The 17,988-nt window shown below is 35.6% G+C and carries 14 protein-coding genes, 1 tRNA gene and 2 pseudogenes; 5 read left to right on the top strand and 12 right to left on the bottom strand.

Annotated elements, in window-relative coordinates:
- Positions 1–3 precede the first annotated feature (3 nt).
- Together acnA and putA are read left to right on the top strand one after the other, a co-directional pair.
- The gene (acnA, locus tag J4T77_RS00520) at positions 4–2,589 is read left to right on the top strand and encodes an aconitate hydratase AcnA (protein ID WP_190321124.1); all 2,586 of its coding nucleotides are present in this window, start codon (positions 4–6) and stop codon (positions 2,587–2,589) included.
- Positions 2,590–2,723: 134 nt separating this feature from the next.
- Positions 2,724–5,864, top strand: coding sequence for a bifunctional proline dehydrogenase/L-glutamate gamma-semialdehyde dehydrogenase PutA (putA, locus tag J4T77_RS00515; RefSeq protein ID WP_190321123.1), 3,141 nt, complete (start codon positions 2,724–2,726; stop codon positions 5,862–5,864).
- Between the two features lie 141 nt (positions 5,865–6,005).
- Here the strand turns inward: putA and J4T77_RS00510 are convergent.
- From J4T77_RS00510 to J4T77_RS00465, 10 genes and pseudogenes are all read right to left on the bottom strand, one after another.
- A pseudogene (locus J4T77_RS00510) lies at positions 6,006–6,190 on the bottom strand (IS4-like element ISWosp8 family transposase); the annotation flags it as partial.
- 138 nt (positions 6,191–6,328) lie between these two features.
- Positions 6,329–7,286: pseudogene (locus J4T77_RS00505) on the bottom strand (transposase); the annotation flags it as partial.
- A gap of 266 nt (positions 7,287–7,552) precedes the next feature.
- Entirely contained in the window at positions 7,553–7,897 is a 345-nt protein-coding gene (locus tag J4T77_RS00500) for a DMT family transporter (RefSeq protein ID WP_006279756.1), read from the bottom strand.
- A 16-nt stretch (positions 7,898–7,913) separates the two neighbouring features.
- The gene (locus J4T77_RS00495) at positions 7,914–8,228 is read right to left on the bottom strand and encodes a DMT family transporter (RefSeq protein ID WP_010082606.1); all 315 of its coding nucleotides are present in this window, start codon (positions 8,226–8,228) and stop codon (positions 7,914–7,916) included.
- Positions 8,229–8,327: 99 nt separating this feature from the next.
- Entirely contained in the window at positions 8,328–9,434 is a 1,107-nt protein-coding gene (locus tag J4T77_RS00490; RefSeq protein ID WP_190321122.1) for a D-alanyl-D-alanine carboxypeptidase family protein, read from the bottom strand.
- A gap of 833 nt (positions 9,435–10,267) precedes the next feature.
- A complete protein-coding gene (locus tag J4T77_RS00485; RefSeq protein ID WP_010962363.1) occupies positions 10,268–11,026 on the bottom strand; it encodes a cell division protein FtsQ/DivIB in 759 nt (252 codons plus the stop codon).
- Complete coding sequence (locus J4T77_RS00480) at positions 11,007–11,960, bottom strand: D-alanine--D-alanine ligase (RefSeq protein WP_010082603.1); 954 nt, start codon at positions 11,958–11,960, stop codon at positions 11,007–11,009. The genes J4T77_RS00485 and J4T77_RS00480 overlap by 20 nt, the downstream gene beginning before the upstream one ends.
- Before the next feature lie 79 nt (positions 11,961–12,039).
- On the bottom strand, positions 12,040–12,552 hold the full coding sequence (locus tag J4T77_RS00475) for a hypothetical protein (protein ID WP_223823047.1): 513 nt from the start codon (positions 12,550–12,552) through the stop codon (positions 12,040–12,042).
- A gap of 23 nt (positions 12,553–12,575) precedes the next feature.
- Entirely contained in the window at positions 12,576–12,824 is a 249-nt protein-coding gene (locus J4T77_RS00470; protein ID WP_223823046.1) for a hypothetical protein, read from the bottom strand.
- Positions 12,825–13,017: 193 nt separating this feature from the next.
- Positions 13,018–13,392, bottom strand: coding sequence for a ferredoxin family protein (locus J4T77_RS00465; protein WP_010082601.1), 375 nt, complete (start codon positions 13,390–13,392; stop codon positions 13,018–13,020).
- 61 nt (positions 13,393–13,453) lie between these two features.
- On the opposite strand from J4T77_RS00465, the gene dprA reads away from it, so the two are divergent.
- Positions 13,454–14,542, top strand: a complete 1,089-nt coding sequence (gene dprA / locus J4T77_RS00460; protein WP_190321121.1) for a DNA-processing protein DprA — start codon at positions 13,454–13,456, stop codon at positions 14,540–14,542.
- Between the two features lie 74 nt (positions 14,543–14,616).
- Here dprA and J4T77_RS00455 read toward each other — a convergent pair whose 3' ends face one another.
- Together J4T77_RS00455 and J4T77_RS00450 are read right to left on the bottom strand one after the other, a co-directional pair.
- Positions 14,617–15,345 (bottom strand): triosephosphate isomerase, encoded by a 729-nt coding sequence (locus J4T77_RS00455; protein ID WP_015588848.1) that lies wholly within the window; start codon positions 15,343–15,345, stop codon positions 14,617–14,619.
- A gap of 24 nt (positions 15,346–15,369) precedes the next feature.
- Positions 15,370–15,442: transfer RNA gene (locus J4T77_RS00450), tRNA-Thr, on the bottom strand.
- Between the two features lie 78 nt (positions 15,443–15,520).
- On the opposite strand from J4T77_RS00450, the gene rsmA reads away from it, so the two are divergent.
- Together rsmA and guaB are read left to right on the top strand one after the other, a co-directional pair.
- Positions 15,521–16,333 carry a 16S rRNA (adenine(1518)-N(6)/adenine(1519)-N(6))-dimethyltransferase RsmA gene (gene rsmA / locus J4T77_RS00445; protein ID WP_190321120.1) on the top strand — a complete coding sequence of 271 codons (813 nt, stop codon included), beginning with the start codon at positions 15,521–15,523 and terminating at the stop codon, positions 16,331–16,333.
- 116 nt (positions 16,334–16,449) lie between these two features.
- Positions 16,450–17,943: an IMP dehydrogenase gene (gene guaB, locus J4T77_RS00440; RefSeq protein WP_190321119.1), complete on the top strand. Its 1,494-nt coding sequence runs from the start codon at positions 16,450–16,452 to the stop codon at positions 17,941–17,943.
- Positions 17,944–17,988 lie beyond the last annotated feature (45 nt).

The following is a 17,988-nucleotide window of genomic DNA, read 5'->3' as shown; positions in this document are numbered from 1 at the left end:
AGGATGAACAATTCTTTAAATGCAAAAACGACTTTAAACATTGACGGGAAGTCATACAACTATTTTAGCCTAAGTAGTGCTAGTGAATTTTTAGGAATAGATGTGACTAAATTGCCTTGCTCACTTAAGGTTCTGCTTGAAAGTTTATTGCGCAATGAAGATGGAGTAAACGTAAAGCTAGATGACATAAGAGTACTAGCAGACTGCGTTAATAAACACACTAATCACGAAATTAGCTATAAACCAGCAAGGGTGTTGATGCAAGATTTTACAGGGGTTCCTGCTGTTGTTGATCTAGCTTCAATGCGGGACTATGTTAAGAAAAATGGAGGAAACCCAAGCAATATAAATCCGTCTGTACCGGTTGATCTTGTGATTGACCATTCTGTTCAAGTAGATAGTTATGGAAGTGTTTCCGCATTCAGTAAGAATGTTGAGTTAGAAGTAAAAAGAAATTTGGAGAGATATCAATTTTTAAAGTGGGGAGAATCGTCCTTCACAAATTTTAGAGTAGTGCCGCCTGGCACAGGGATTTGCCACCAAGTGAACCTTGAATATTTAGCGCAAGTTGTGTGTAATAATGATGGAGTCATATATCCTGATACTTTAGTTGGTACTGACAGCCATACTACAATGGTTAACGGGTTATCAGTTCTTGGTTGGGGTGTTGGAGGCATAGAAGCTGAGTCTGTGATGCTTGGTCAACCAATTAGTATGGTGATTCCAGAAGTAGTTGGATTTAAATTAATTGGCAGACTGCCGGAAGGAGTAACTGCGACTGATTTAGTGCTGACGGTTACCAATATCCTAAGAACAAAAGGCGTTGTTGGTAAGTTTGTAGAATTTTATGGTGATGGTTTAGATTATTTATCTTTGGCAGATAGAGCCACTATAGCAAACATGGCCCCAGAGTATGGTGCAACTTGTGGGTTTTTTCCAATTGATCAGAAAACACTCGATTATTTACATTTAACAGGGCGACCAGAAAAGCTGATTAAGTTAGTTGAGGCTTATGCGAAAGAGCAAGGATTGTGGCGTGGCAATAATGAGTTAGCATTTTTTGACGCACTAGAACTTGATTTATCGAGCGTGAAGCCAGTAATGGCTGGTCCTAAAAGACCACAAGATAAGGTTTTTCTTTCACAAGTGGCAGAGTCTTTTTCTAAATCATTTTCAGTTAATGAGTCAAAGGAAAGCGATAAACTCCAAGATGGAAGTGTAGTTATTGCAGCAATAACAAGCTGCACTAATACTTCAAATCCAAGTGTGATGATTGCTGCAGGTCTTGTAGCTCGTAATGCAATTAAACTTGGATTAAAATCAAAGCCTTGGGTTAAAACTTCTCTTGCTCCAGGGTCACAAGTTGTAACAGAATATTTAGAAAAGTCTGGATTGCAGGTAGATCTAAATGCTTTGGGTTTTAATCTAGTTGGATATGGTTGCACAACTTGCATTGGGAATTCTGGTCCACTTAATAAAGATATAGAAGATGGCATTAAAAACAAAAACTTAACCGTTGCTGCAGTTTTATCTGGCAATCGTAACTTTGAAGGAAGAATTCATCCGTTAGTCAAAGCTAATTACTTGGCATCTCCGCCACTTGTTGTTGCATATGCACTTGCTGGTACTGTGCAAATTGATCTGACAAAAGATTCAATATGCAAAGATAAGAATGGAAATGATGTCTATCTCAAAGATATATGGCCAACAAACAATGAAATCGAAGATTGTGTTAAAAGTGTGGTAACACGTGAGATGTTTATACAAAAGTATAAGGATGTTTTTTCTGGTGATGAACATTGGCGGAAGATAAAGTGTGAAAAAAGTGAAATCTATAATTGGGATGCAAACAGTACTTACATACAAAATCCGCCTTATTTTGATAACTTATCACCTAAAAATAATAAAATCGATATAAAGGATGCACAAATATTAGCAATGTTTGGCGATAGCATAACTACTGATCATATTTCCCCTGCGGGAAATATTGCCTCGAGTAGTCCTGCCGGTCTATATTTAAAAGGGCTTGGAATTGAACCACGGGATTTCAATTCATACGGGTCTCGCCGTGGTAATCACAATGTAATGATGCGTGGGACTTTTGCTAACATTAGAATAAAAAATGAAATGGTTAGCACCGAAGGTGGATATACAAAATATATTCCTTCTCAAGAAACTATGCCAATTTTTGATGCGGCGATGCGCTACAAGGAAGCTCTCATCATTGTGGCAGGAAAGGAGTATGGCACAGGTTCAAGTAGGGATTGGGCAGCAAAGGGTACTTTATTGTTGGGGATTAAAGTTGTAATTGCAGAAAGCTTTGAGCGTATACATAGGTCCAACTTAGTTGGTATGGGTGTTCTTCCACTTATATTCCAAAATGGAATAACCAGAAAGATATTTGATGGTAGTAAGGTAATAAGCATAAAAGGTGAAATAGTGCCAGGTGGAAATCTAGAATGTATCATCAAAGGAAAGGATAATTCTGAACAATCAATTCAACTCAAATGCTGTGTACAAACCGCAACTGAGACTAAATACTTGATGTGTGGTGGAGTGTTGAGCTACATACTTGCACAATCTTTTTGATTTAGTGAAGTTATTGCATGGACTTCTTTTAGCCAGCCCTGATCCCTTTGTAAATAGCAATTTGCTCTGCGCAAAGTTATGATATAATTTCACCATACATATGGTGTCGGAGTATTTTTTGGAGATAATTATATATGATAAGCTCTATACAAGAACCTAATGAACTCAGAAAACGTTTACAAGGATTTTATCGTACTGATGAAAAGAGTTATATACGTTATCTTGTAGAAAAAGCAGAGCTTTCGGCTGATTCAAAAAATAGAATTTATAATATTGCAAAACAAGTTATTGAAAAAATCAAACACAATAAATTAAGTATTGTAGATTCCTTTATGCAGCAATACTCGCTTTCCAATGATGAAGGAATAGCATTGATGTGCCTTGCTGAATCACTACTTAGAATACCAGATGATTATACAATAGACGAAATAATCAAAGATAAAATTGCCAATCAGGAATGGAATAAATATTTAGGGCACTCTTCTTCGTTGTTTGTCAATGCTTCCACATGGAGCTTGATGATAGGTAGCAGTATATTGAGAGATAATGAAGGCGATTCGAAGTTCTATTACGCAATTTCTAAGTTACTTAAGAATTTAGGAGAACCGATCATTCGCAAAGCAGTAAAACAAGCAATGTCTATGCTTGGTAATCATTTTGTTGTTGGAGAAACCATAGAAGAAGCTTTAAGGTATGCAAAACTAGATGACAATAGTAAGTTTTTATACTCTTTTGATATGCTTGGCGAAACTGCTCACACAGCTGAAGATGCAGAAGAGTATTTTAATTCATACATGCACTCAATAAAAGCTATAGGTGAATCCACTGAAATAAATGATTGTTTTAAATCGCATGGAGTTTCAATCAAATTGTCTGCGTTACATCCACGTTATGAATTTGGTCAATTCGATAATATAGCTGAAGAGTTGAGAGCTAAACTGCTAGAGCTTTGTCATGAAGCAAAAAAATACAACATTTCATTATGCATAGATGCAGAAGAAACAGAAAGGCTTGAAATGTCCTTAATCTTGTTTGAACAATTACGGCTTGATGAATCACTTTCTGAGTGGGAAGGGCTTGGCTTGGCTGTGCAAGCATATCAAAAGCGCGCTTTATCTGTTCTTGACTTTGTTGAAGATGTTGCTATCCGATCAAAGCACAAAATTATGGTGAGGCTTGTAAAAGGTGCATATTGGGATTCAGAAATCAAGCGTACGCAAGAATTGGGATTAAATGATTACTCAGTATTTACAAGAAAAAGCTATACTGACGTATCTTACTTCGTGTGCGCACAGAAACTTTTGAGTAAACCAAACAGCTTTTACCCATGCTTTGGAACTCATAACGTCTATACTTTTGCTTCTATCATGGAACTTGCTGATAAAAACCACCCTGGATTTGAATTTCAACGCTTACATGGAATGGCAAAAGACTTATATGATTATGCAATGTCAGAGCTTGCAACAAATGTTAGCTGTCGTGTCTACGCACCCGTTGGGGAACATAGTGACTTGTTGCCTTATCTTATAAGACGCCTTCTTGAAAATGGAGCTAATAGTTCGTTTGTTAATCAAATAAGTGATCCTAACGTTAAAATCGATGAGTTAATTTCAGATCCACTGGAAAAAGCTATAAATTTTAATTATGAACCTCATCCAGGCATTCCATTACCACAAGATATTTTGGGACCAGAAAGAAAAAATTCCTTGGGGATGGATATTAGTGATTCTGTGATAGTCTCACAATTTGCAGATGATATAAAGGGTTTTAGTGAAAAAAAGTGGCAAATTGGACCAATAATTGATGGAAAAGCACTATTTGATAATGCTGAATTTATCGAAGTAGTGAATCCTGCACATTTGGAAAATGTAATTGGAGAAGTGTCAAGTGCAACAAGCGATCAAGCTTTAAACGCTCTTGAAATAGCACACAGTGCTTTTGCTAAGTGGCAGAATGTTTCAGCAGAAGAGCGCGCTAAATGCCTTGAAAAAGCTGCAGATTTGCTTGAGGAAAGGATGAAAGAGTTAATTTACATTCTGATTGTGGAAGCAGGAAAAATTTTATCCGATGCAATAGCAGAAGTAAGAGAGGCAATCGACTTTCTGCGTTATTATGCAATGATAGCAAAAAATGAACTGAGCGACTGGAAAAAATTGCCGGGCCCAACAGGTGAAGATAACTTCATCTTTTTTGAAGGCAGAGGAGTTTTCTTATGCATATCACCGTGGAATTTTCCGCTCGCTATCTTCATTGGGCAGGTCTCAGCTGCACTTGCAGCAGGTAATGCAGTGCTGGCAAAACCGGCAGAGCAAACGCCGATTATTGCCTACGAAGCTGTTAAGATACTACATGAAGCTGGGATACCAAAGAATGTGTTACACCTCATTCCTGGGGATGGTGGATATTTAGGCAAAATATTAGTTCCAGACAATAGAATTGCCGGAGTAGCTTTTACTGGCTCAACACAAACTGCTCAAATAATCAATAAAATGCTTGCAAATAGGGATGGTCCTATTGTGCCACTTATTGCTGAAACAGGAGGGCTCAATGCTATGATAGTTGATAGCTCTGCTCTTTTAGAGCAAGTGGCTATGGATGCTTTGCTTTCTGCGTTTCGTAGCAGTGGTCAACGCTGTTCTGCACTTAGAGTGCTGTTTATTCAAGAGGACATAGCAGAGAAGCAGATAAAAATGATATGCGGTGCAGCGCAAGAACTCAAGATTGGTGACCCAATACAACTTAGTACTGATATTGGTCCAATAATTGACAAAGCATCTATCGATATGCTAACTCAACATACGCAAAAAATGTCAGAGGACGAAGATTCAAATCTGTTATTTAAAGTACCCATGGATACAAATTCTCATAATGGTTATTTCTTTCCTCCATATATTTATGAGATACAAAAAATTTCGCAATTAAAGCAAGAAGTATTTGGTCCTATTTTACATATCATACGTTTTAACAAGTCACAATTAAATGAAGTTATAAGTGATATAAATAGTACTGGATATGGGCTTACGTTTTCTTTGCAGAGTCGTATACAAAGTCAAATTGACACTATAAGTAAAAAAATATCAGTTGGAAATGTCTACATCAACCGTAACCAGATAGGTGCAGCAGTTGGGATACAACCATTTGGTGGTAGAGGACTATCTGGCACTGGGCCAAAAGCTGGTGGTCCTCATTATTTACAGCGTTTTTCTACAGAAAAAGTTGTAAGTGTTAACACTACAGCATTTGGTGGTAACACTACACTTATGTGTTTGGATTAATTTGCGGGCCCTAATTTTTCTTACCCCTAAACTAGACGTTCGTGCAGTTATGTACACAGCGCTAAAACCCGAAAAGGACCAGCTCATGCACTGAAATAAATCGTATCCGTTCAGCCAATGGCGTCAACTTAAGAACTTTCATTAGCAAACTCTCCTAAAGACATGATGGCGTTTAGGCTTATCTACTTTATTGCGGCTGTCCCGGTCGGATTTTAACTTTAGCGCGTATACTTAAAAAGGGCTTGAAAGTTTTTTGGCGCAATAAGTACCTGATAGAGTTTCTGCCTCATTACACCAAATAAAACTGAAAAATTTAAACGATACTCATACCAATTCTCATTATTAGTGAATCAAATAAGCGATATTGTAGAGTTATTTAATTGTGGAGTGAGAAAGAAAGGCAATAGTATGGCTTTTTTTTCCATTGTTATCTATCCGTTTATTGTGCAGTGGGAATTGGTATCAGTAATTTGATCTGGGTTCCAAGGCCCTTGTGCATCACACATATGAAGCGATAATATATTGCACATGACCAAGTTTGCCCAAAATTCTTGTAATACAGCCTCTCCAGAAAAATTCTCTAACTCTGCTCCTACTTTGAGTCGTTTATAGCACTCCTCTATGTGCCACCTTAACACATAAGCTTTGCTCCAAAGTCTCGGTCAAAAACTCTGTTTCTCAGTTGGCTAATGTCAGCACTATAACTCTTACTTTCTGTCCTTTCATTTTATTTTTAGCTTTTCATTTTCTAATATAAAATCAAAATCTAATTCGCCAGCGTTCCCATAGCTTACTATAATTTCTTTTTGCAAGCGAAAAATAAAATCTACTTCAAATTATAATGCTGCTGAATGAATTTTACTGAAGACGATCATAGATAAATAATAATTTCTCTTGATTTAATAAACGCATTTGAGTGATAACTTCGGGTAATTGCTCTGCCGCCAACGTTTGTTCACCTATATTCCAAGCTGCAAGACGAGCACTGCAAATCAATGAAGTACACAAATCAACAAACAAATTGCCAATGGTGCCTGTTGTTCCATTTGGTTCAAACTCGGATACAATTTCCCCAGAGCTGGGTAATCTCATACCAGAACCATCTGCTGCAATAAGTCTATAGCCTCTCCAACTCAGGTTCATCCTGATAGGCTGTTTGGATGCTTAAATTCTTGAAAAAGCCTGTATGGCAAATCTTATACCTTGCTTTAGAAAAAGCTTGCTTTGAGGGTACATGTCAATGGCTCCATAAGTTCACATTCTATTCCCAAACTTTTTTTAACTAACTTTAAAATCATAGAAAATACTGTCGAAAAAGGAAGTTTTCTTGTTCGTGTAAAACTCAACACAATGGATTTTCTGAAAAGTTTTCGAGTATATTGCATTTTTAATTTGTAAGATAAGATCTTTTCCTTTTTGCATGCCTCACCTAAAAAAGACACATTTTAAACTTTTTTGTTGCAATAAAATAGAAACAAAAGTGCTGTCCCTTGCACTCTTTGGATAATTTAATGATAAAAAATTTGGAGAGAAATTTTATACACTATCGCTGATATTTTTCCTTAAGTTGACGCCATTGTGTGAACGGTTACGGTTTCCCGTCTTCACCATGCTATATAGAAAAAAGTCTGGATTCCAATTTGCATGACAATATGGAGTATCTGCTTCTTTCATCCCAGTGGGATCTTTTATTCCATTTTATCAACAGTTTGTTTTGCAGTATCAAACAATTTTAATCCTATAATCCCGAATGTAACTAAAATAAAGCATATTACTTCGAATAAATTAACTGGTTCATCAAATAGGTAAACTCCAAGTATCGAAGCTCCTATAGCGCCCACTCCAGTCCAAATTGCATAGCATACTCCGATAGGTATAGAACGTGTAGCGAGCGAAAGTAAATATGTACTAAGAGCCATGGAGAGTATGCTAATTATTGATGGTACGAGATGAGTAAATCCATAACTATGCTTAAGTGTTATGACCCAGAACACTTCAATTAGTGACGATAAGAGTAAATATATCCAATTCATGCATAAATTTTTAGGTTTAAATAGAGAGCTTTAGCCCTATGCTTCCTATTACAATTAAAACGATACATAAAACTTGAGATAAATTAATATTCTCTGTGAAAGTGGTTGCACCAATTATAGTTATTCCAATTGTGCATATTCCAGAGGAAACTGCATAGCATACCCTAATAGGTAGAAAGCATGCTGCAAGAGATAAAAAGTAAATGCTAATGATCATAATTACCAATGTTGCAATCGAAGGCACAACTTTAGTAAAACTGTTACTAAACTTTAGCGTTACAGCCCACAGTATCTCTAGGATACTAGACAGCAACAAATACAACCAGCACATTTTCGTAACATTTCAATCTTGTATTGTAACAGAAATTGTTAGTTAAAACTACACTAAAGTGCAATAGATCTCTCTTTCGGAATTGCTTTAATATCAAACTTAAAACAACATCCTAAAAAACTTTTCTACGAAATTCAATTCCTGCACGTCATTTGCTGCATAAAGTGGTGTAGTTTGTTGCTCAATACCTGGTATTTCTACAAAAACTTTGCCCACTTCTTGACCTTTTTTAATGGGTGCAGGTATCATATCTTTATATTCAATACGCACCTTAATTTGGTCATGCAATTTGCGGTTGTAAGTTATGGTAACATCGTTTGCAACTGTAATAGGCACTTTTCTATCTTTTCCATAGAGAACATTTACTTCCTCAACTACGCTGTCTTTAACGAATATTTTCTTAGTGTTAAAATGATTTAAGGAGTATTGTATCAATCTTTTTGCTTCTTCTATTCGCTCTTTCTCAGTGTTTAAACCATTTACGACAGCAAAAATTCTCCTATCATTTCGTTTTGCAGATGCTACAATGCCGTAACCACCAGCATTTGTATAACCGGTTTTTAAGCCATCAACCCCAATATCGTGAAAAAGTAGAAGATTTTTATTCTTTTGTACAATTTCATTATATGTCAAATATTGTTCGGAAAATAAATCATAATATTCAGGAAAATCGGTGAAAATCCTTTTTGCCAGCATTACCAAGTCTTTTGCGTTCATAAAATGATCTTCATCTGGCCACCCGCTTGAGTTGACAAAATGACTGTCATTCAGATTCAAATTTTGTGCAACTTCATTCATTTCAGCCACAAAATTCTCTTCTGATCCTGCAATGCCCTCGGCTAGTGTTATGCAGGCATCATTGCCTGAGACTATTGTAATTCCTTCAAGTAATTCCCTCACCGTAACGGATTGACCTTCTTTCAAAAACATAGAAGAGCCTCTCCTTTCCCACGCTTTTCTACTTACTCGAAATTTATCCTCCATGTGTATTATTCCAGCTTTTAGATAATCGAAGGCTATATATAAAGTCATTAGCTTGCTCATTGAAGATGGGGCCATTTTTTCATCAGAATTATGGTCAAAAATGAATGAGTCTGAAGCTAAATCTAAGACTACTGCTTGCTTTGCTTTGGTTCTAAACTGGTATGAGTATGAAGAAAAAGGAAGTATAAAAACTAATAGCAAAATTACCAATTTGCTTAACATATCTATAATTTTAAATTTATAGTGTACTAATTAATAGTATAATTTTACAGGGGCATTTCAATAGATCTCTTGCATAAAAATTCCTTGACAAACCTCGCCAGCCCCCTTATCATGAAACTGAAGCTATTTATTTATCTTCTCTGTACAGATTAAATGACAAAAAAACTCACGTATCTGGCGTCTCATGTTTAATTTTTTGCACTATGTGTACCTTATGTCTTTATAAAATTTCTAGGTTTTTACCTAATATAAGCTAAAATGCGCTTATAAAGCATTTAAAACATAAAAAAACGCCAACTTAAAAAATGGATAGTGAATAACTAGCTACCCTAGGGTTTCTTTTGCCTTTTTTTCTGTTTAGTAAGTTTCTTAAACATTTATGACTAAAGGTTAGTTGCATTAAAAAGCAGCTAAATCGCGGTTATTAAGCGTTTAGAATAAAAAAACGCCATACTTGAAAGTATAATGTAAGTAATTAGCCAACCACGGGGTTTCTTTTGCCTTTTTTTTCGTTTGGTAAATTTCTTAAATATTTATAGCTAAACGACAACCGTCATCCCGCTACGTGTTAGCGGGATCTCTTGTTAGCGGCTGAGATACCGCGAATGAATCGCGGTATGACGGTTCGTGACGGTATGACGGTTCGCGGTGACATGACGATAACCTCGTCATCCCGCTACGTGTTAGCGGGATCTATGTTAAGGTATGGCGGTTAAATAAGGGATCTATGTTAAGAGATACCGCGAATGAATCGCGGTATGACGGTTCGCGGCGGGATTCCAGTGTCTGGGCACTGGGATGACAGGAAAAGGGGCTACTTGGATTACAGCAGATCACCTCTTCACAAAGATTTTATCAGTAATACGCATATCAATAATACTCCAATCGCTGAAAGTAAAATCAGTTGTATTGTGTAAGTGGTTTAAATAGTCCCATGCACTATAAGGGTTATCTTCAGGCAGTTTTACTGTGGAATCGTTATCAAGTATGATATTCCATCTTCTATTCCCTATATAAGCAAAAGAAGAAATGTGGTCACTTAATTGAGTTTTACTCTCTAACACATCTTTAACAAATTCTAGGTTTGATAATGAGTTTTGTCCTGTAATTACAACAAGATCATCTACTAGATAGTCATCTACGATCACTTTACCTTCAAAATCAATTACCGAGGTTTTGTTATTATCTTTCCAGAGAGCAAACGGTTTATGCTCATCTATATTAATGTGTAGAGTATTGGGCAAAATTCTGTGAACTCTTACGTGTTTTATCCATCTGCTTACGGATTGTATGTTACCGGCAAGTTTTGAAAGTGATATATACAGGATAGGTTGCGTTCTATCTGTCAAACTTAGAATATCCTTTTTGTTTGTAAATTTATTGCCGCTCACGACTACTTCGTCGATTGAAAATCCACTACTGAGTAATAAACTAGATAGGCAGTCATTGTACCAAGTAAAGTAGTAATTAAATCGATTTATTATTTTATCAAGTGAGCTGTAAAGTATTAGCGTAAGAAAAAGTGCTGTGATAACAACCAAGGCACACTTACGCAAAAAACTCCTTTGGCTTCTAGTAATACTGCTCAACATGACTTAAATCCCTAATATTTTTGTGCTGCAAACTATCTTCAATAATAATTTTAACTAATTCATTAAAATTGATTCCTTTTGCCAATTTTGCAATTTCTGGCACTAACGATAACTCAGTAAAGCCAGGATGTGTATTAATCTCAAGCATTTTTAAAGTGTTATTTTTGGGATTATAACGGAAATCTGAGCGGGAAATAGTTTTGCATCCTAAAAATTGATGTATTTTCAGTGCGTGTTCCAAGGTCATTTTATATATATTGTCAGGAATTTTAGCAGGAAATATATGTTCTGCAAATCCATCTGTATACTTTGCTTCATAATCATAGAATTTATTTTTTGGTCGTACTTCTATAGTGCCAATTGCTTCATCCAGCAATACAGCAGTATGTAACTCTATGCCCGGTATGTATTCTTCTACGATCATCTTTTCCATTATAGTAGAACTATTATTTTTCAGTTCTAAGTAATCCTCGTGCGAGAAAATTATGTACACTCCAATACTTGAACCTTCATTAATTGGTTTTAAGACGTACGGATAATCGATTTTAATATTATTTTTTAGTACATCTTCTCGGCTAATTACATAACCTTTTGGAGTGTCGATATTAAGGGATCGAAATATATGCTTTGACATCACTTTATTTATAGCAACGGCAGAAGCCATAACTCCTGAGTGTGTATATTTTATACCTAAGATTTCCAATAAACCTTGAATGCAGCCATCTTCACCATAAGGTCCATGCAGAGCGATAAAAGCAAGGCCCGGATTAATTTTTTTAAGCTTTTCAGCAATATTGCTGTCAACATCTATTTCTATTGCATTATATGAAAGGCTATCGAGCGCCTTCTTCACTGCTTTTCCGCTCATAAGCGATATTTCTCTCTCACAAGAAAATCCACCACTTAAAATTGCTATAGTTGGAATCATAAGCATTCTATGTTTTGCTATATAGCATACATAATGGTTACATTAAGCTTATTAAATACCTACTTTGGCTAACTATAAACTTTCTTCAAGCACTTTTTTTATCCACTTCAAATAGCGTGCTCTGCAACGGTAGTGGCGTGTTTGCTGCACCTTTATACTGTTCACAGATAAGCTTTTCTAAATCCTCAGCAGATTGTTCTTTTGCTTCTTCTTTTTTCACTACTCCACTAGTTACTAAATCAATTAAGGCTGTAGTGTGTATTATCATTCGATTATTTAGCTCAAATATCTTTTTTGTATCAAGTGAAGAGTTTCTAATTAAGGCAGATAGTGCATGCATATATTTGTCTATATCAGAAAGACTTTTGCTTATATCATAGTTGCTAACTAACATATATTCCTTCAAACGCTCAATTTCTTCTGGAGTAAACTTGTAAACTTCATCAAGTTTCCTTATTAAAGATATAGTAAGTATTCTACTTAGAACTCTCAATTCTCTAATAAATTGTACTCCTTCTCCTTCAGGATAAGACATTTCTTCTTTTTTATATTTCTTAAATAATTCTTGATCATAAGACTTTCTGAGATCTGACGTCATTGCCAATGCTAACTCTTTTGAACCTAGCTAAAAACTTCGTTGAAGCTGCTTGCGTTGGCATCTTGTGCACTGCCTGCAGTAATTCCACAACTCCAAGAAATCTTTTCAAACAAGCTATGATACTCTTTTATCATCTCTTCCAGCAATATTTTAATATCATCTTCGGTTAACTCTACTGTTGATAATAGATCACATGCTTTTTCAAGATTACCGTTCGCTTGAAAAAGTAACCCTTCAATCTTTTTAATGGTTTCTCTTTTATTTATACTCATAACTTACCCCCAAGATTTAATGCTAACAGCTAGTTTTATAATCAAATATTTCAAAAGTCAATAAGCCTTTTTCCTTAATCCTTAAATTAATCGATACTAATTTATCAGCATAACAACTTAGATAACGCAACTATTTTCAGCAACCAAAAACAACAACCCTGAAATACAAAAAGTTTCTTTTCCTTCAGTAGCATTATTCTAAATTTTCATCAAAATAAGCTGTTTTATCCTTTTTTTCCTTATACTCTTCTGCAGTATAGAGGGGTTGTTTTTTAGCTGTAATATTTGGCCACTTTTGTGAGTATTCTACATTTATATCGTAAAATAACTTGAAAGTTTTTTGTTCGCTGCTCAGCAACTCTTCATCTAGTTCTAAAATATCTTTTATGGAATCATCAGTTACAATTGCATCTACTGGACACTCAGGTATGCACACTCCGCAATCAATACATTCATCTGGGTTAATCACGAGCATGTTTTTGCCTTCATAGAAGCAGTCAACGGGACATACTTCCACGCAGTCTGTATATTTACATTTTATGCATTTATCTGTAACAAAATGCGTCATAAAACACTGTATATTTGCATTATCTTGGGTACACTAAATTGATAAGAAATTCAAGCTTTTTATGAAGATAAATAAATTGAACAACAAAGAATTAGAAGTATGGTTAAGCCTGGCTAGAACCATAGGACCAATAAAGTTTTTTAGTATACTAAGAACACACGGATCGCTAGATGAGGTGCTAAAATATCTCAATAGGGTGGCTAATGATAAGGTGTATGGCATTCAAGATGCACGAGAAGAAATCAATAATGCAGAAAGAATTGGAGCTAAAATTATACCCGCATGTGACCCAGATTACCCTGATCTTTTAAGAAATATCCCTAGTTGTCCTCCTGTAATAACTGCGCTTGGTGATATATCATTATTAAGCCGTGAGATAATTGCAATAATCGGTGGGCGTAACTGTTCAATGAATGGAAGAAATTTTGCCAATAAGTTGGCACTTGATTTAAGCGAAGCTGGTTTTATTATCGTTTCTGGACTTGCAAGAGGAATTGATACTGCAGCAAACAGTGTAATATACAAAAATCATCCCACTATTGCTGTTACAGCAAGCGGAATTGATGTGGTGTATCCAAAAGAGAATTTTGATCTATACAAAAAAATCACTGGGAACGGTGGGTTAGTAATTACTGAGCTTCCATTTGCTACTAAACCAAAGCCTCAGTATTTTCCTCAAAGGAATCGAATTATATCTGGCCTATCGCTAGGTGTTGCAGTGATTGAAGCATCGAAACGTTCTGGCTCTCTAATAACAGCAGATTTTGCTTTAAATCAAGGGAGAGAGGTGTTTGCAGTTTCTGGTTTCCCTTTAGATTCACGCTGTAGTGGTAGTAATTATTTAATTAAAAACGGTGCTAAGCTTATCGAATCCGCTGATGACATAATAGAGAGTATTAGGTTTAGTTTACCTCCGCAGCAAAAAAACCTATTTGATGTTGAGCACCATTTTGTTAACCAAAAACAAGAAAAATTACAACAGGCAAAATCTGTTATAGTTGATCATATTAACTCTGTACCTGTTGATATAGATGAACTTATATTAGCAAGCGGACTTTCTACCAACATAGCTCTAATGGCTCTTTTAGAACTAGAGTTGGAAAACAAAATAGAGCGTTCACCGGGGAATAAAATATCGTTAATTTTCTAGATTACTTTAGCTATACTAGATGCTCGTACAGACATATGCTTGACACTGAAATGATGCCATTTGTTATAGGATTCTTAGTTGCTGATTTTAGAATTGATAAGAGAAAACTTTTTTTCAACTTGTTGTATAATTTTATAAAAGTGATCGAAATCTAAGCTTGCACTGCCAATTAAAACTCCTGATAAATTTGAGATACTGAGCAAATTTTCTATATTTTCTGAACTGACTGAACCACCATATATAATGTGTTTTTTACTAGTACACAATTTTATTACCTCTATCACCTTAGCAATTGCATCATTATTTGGCACATGACCTGTGCCTATTGCCCATATTGGCTCATATGCTACGGTATATTCACCGTGTGTTGGCAAACGGTTTTTGCATTGATATTCTATTACTTCTTTTGTTTTTTCATTCTTATAATCTTCTGAATTTTCACCCACACAGATAATTGGGTGTAAGCCTGATTCTATTGCTATTTCCGACTTAAGTTTTATTTCACTATCTTTTTCATTAGCCCTTTCAGAATGCCCAAGTATTACGTAAGTACACCCTAGTTCTTTTAACATTTCTGCACTAATTTCACCTGTGTAAGAACCGAACTTTTTATGATGGCAATTCTGTGCTCCTATATTAATATTATTGTTCAACTCTATACTGCTTGGAAATGACGTAAAAGGAGGGCAAATCACTAGCTTAGAGGTAATTTCGTTGCTCTTGTTGTTAAGTTTGCCTATAAAGTCAACAAATGAAGAACGCATTCCATTCATTTTCCAATTTGCTACTATTAAAAAGGACATCAACTTTACTTATATGGGCGAGAGTGCCGGCTGTCGGACTTGAACTGACAACCTACTGATTACAAGTCAGTTGCTCTACCAATTGAGCTAAGCCGGCGTTAAACACATTAATAATATACAATTATCAATGAATTTTCGTCAACTAATTTTTAAAATACTGTATAATGAAAATAATATGAAAAAATTTTTACTGAAGCCAAAAAAGAGTCTAGGGCAAAATTTTATTTTATCGAGTGAGATAACAAAAAAAATCGTCGCTTTACCTGGTAGTCTGGAAAATTTTAATGTCATTGAAATTGGTCCTGGATATGGTGCATTAACAAGAGAAATATTGGTGCATAATCCAAAGTCTCTACTTTCTATAGAAAAAGATAGAGATTTAGTAAAACACCATGACCAACTGCTAAATGAGCATCAAGGAAAGTATAGAATTATAGAAGCGGATGCACTGCATATTATAGAAGAAGAGCTGATAGAGCGCCCAGTTAAAGTTATTGCTAACTTGCCTTACAATATCTCGGTAGCGTTATTTTTAAAGTGGTTAGATAGTATAAAATTTTTTACGAGTTTGACATTAATGTTTCAAAAAGAGGTAGCAGATCGCATTACAGCAAGACCCAATTCTAAAGATTATGGTCCTCTATCAGTGCTAAGCCAGTTACTATGCGATATAAAAAAGGAATTTGATATTGAACCTAAAGAGTTTTTTCCAAGACCAAAAATACATTCTTCAGTAATTACAGTAAATCCTTTGCCTACCCCAAAGTTTGTAGTAAACTTGGAAACCTTAATAAAATTAATACGTGCTGTTTTTGCTCAAAGAAGAAAGATGCTGAGAAATAGCTTGCAAAATATAACGAACCACGCTGAAACTGTCCTTGAAAACGCTAAATTGAGTGGAAATGAACGTCCAGAAAACTTAACTATTGAGCAGTTCTGTTTGCTGGCAAATAATGTAGAATGCTTATTATGCAATAAAATGTATTAGCAACTATATAGCTTTTCTCTCTCCTAAAAACAGTTAGAGCTATACAATTAAAGGCTCCTAGCTAATTTTGCCTATTGCAATTTAATTAATTGGCGTATAAGCTTTAAATAAAGCCTATGAAAAAAATGGAAGCTTGTTATTCGTTTGACGATATACTTCTTTTGCCAGCCTATTCTAATATATTGCCTTGCGATGCAGATACAAAAACTTATTTAACAAATAGTATAGAACTAAATATCCCTCTCATATCCTCTGCAATGGATACTGTTACTGAATCGGGCTTTGCAATAGCTATTGCCCAACATGGAGGGATAGGTTGCATACATAAGAATTTATCAATAGATGAACAAGTTTTAGAAGTGAGAAGGGTGAAAAAATATGAAAGTTGGATCGTGTATAACCCAATTACGATTTCACCGGATAAAACAGTTGCGGAAGCAATTTCATTAATGAGAGAGCACAATTATTCTGGCATTCCTGTAGTCGATCAACGCAAGTTAGTTGGAATTTTAACTAACCGAGATGTGAGATTTATTGAAGACCAGAACATGAATGTAAAAGTTTCCGAAGTGATGACAAAAGATAAGTTAGTGACAGTGCGGGAGCAGGGAGTGAATAGTGCCTCAGCAATGAAATTGTTGCATGAAAATAGAATAGAAAAGCTTTTGGTCGTAGATGAAAATTCTTGTTGTATAGGTTTAATTACGGTTAAAGACATTGAAAAATACAATAGATACCCAAATTCATGTAAAGACAGTAAAGGGCGTCTCAGAGTTGCCGCTGCAATTGGCACTGGTAAAAAAGATGGTATAGACAGATGTGAAGCTTTGATCGGAGAAGAAGTTGATGTAGTTGTTGTGGATACTGCTCACGGTCATTCCGAAAACGTTATCAATACCATTAGGGAAATAAAAGAGATGTATCCTAATACGCAATTAATTGGCGGAAACATTGCAACAAAGGAGGCTGCTGAAGCGTTGATTGATGCGGGTGTTGATGCAGTGAAGGTTGGAATAGGACCAGGATCAATCTGTACAACCAGAATAGTTACAGGTGTTGGTGTGCCACAATTCTCTGCAATCAAGAATGTTGCAGAGGCGTGTAGAGCAAGAAACGTCAGACTAATTGCTGATGGTGGGGTAAAATACTCAGGAGATGTTGCAAAAGCTATTGCAGCTGGTGCTGACTCTGTGATGATTGGTTCGATTTTTGCTGGCACTGACGAAAGCCCAGGTGAGATTATTATGTATAAGGGCAGAGCATATAAAGGCTATCGAGGAATGGGATCTATTAGTGCAATGAAACGAGGTTCAGCTAGCCGTTATTTTCAAGATAAAGATTCAAAACTCAAATTAGTTCCACAAGGAGTGGAAGGAAGAGTTCCATTCAAAGGTCCAGCTTCAGGAGTAATCCATCAATTGATTGGCGGATTGCAAGCTGCAATGGGGTATACTGGTAATAGGAATATAGAAGAGATGAAAAAAAATTGTAAATTTGTTACTATTACTGCATCAGGATTAAGAGAGAGTCACGCTCATGATATAGTTATTACACAAGAAGCTCCAAATTATGCTTATCAAACGTCCAATTTGTCAACCGATTCGGAGTAGTCCAGAAAAAGTAGAGAGAAAGTTAAGACGTTTTTGGAGTAAAAT

The organism is Wolbachia endosymbiont of Drosophila innubila (genome assembly GCF_021378375.1).
In the GTDB taxonomy this organism is placed as follows: domain Bacteria; phylum Pseudomonadota; class Alphaproteobacteria; order Rickettsiales; family Anaplasmataceae; genus Wolbachia; species Wolbachia pipientis.
This window is presented reverse-complemented; position numbering and strand designations above follow the sequence as displayed.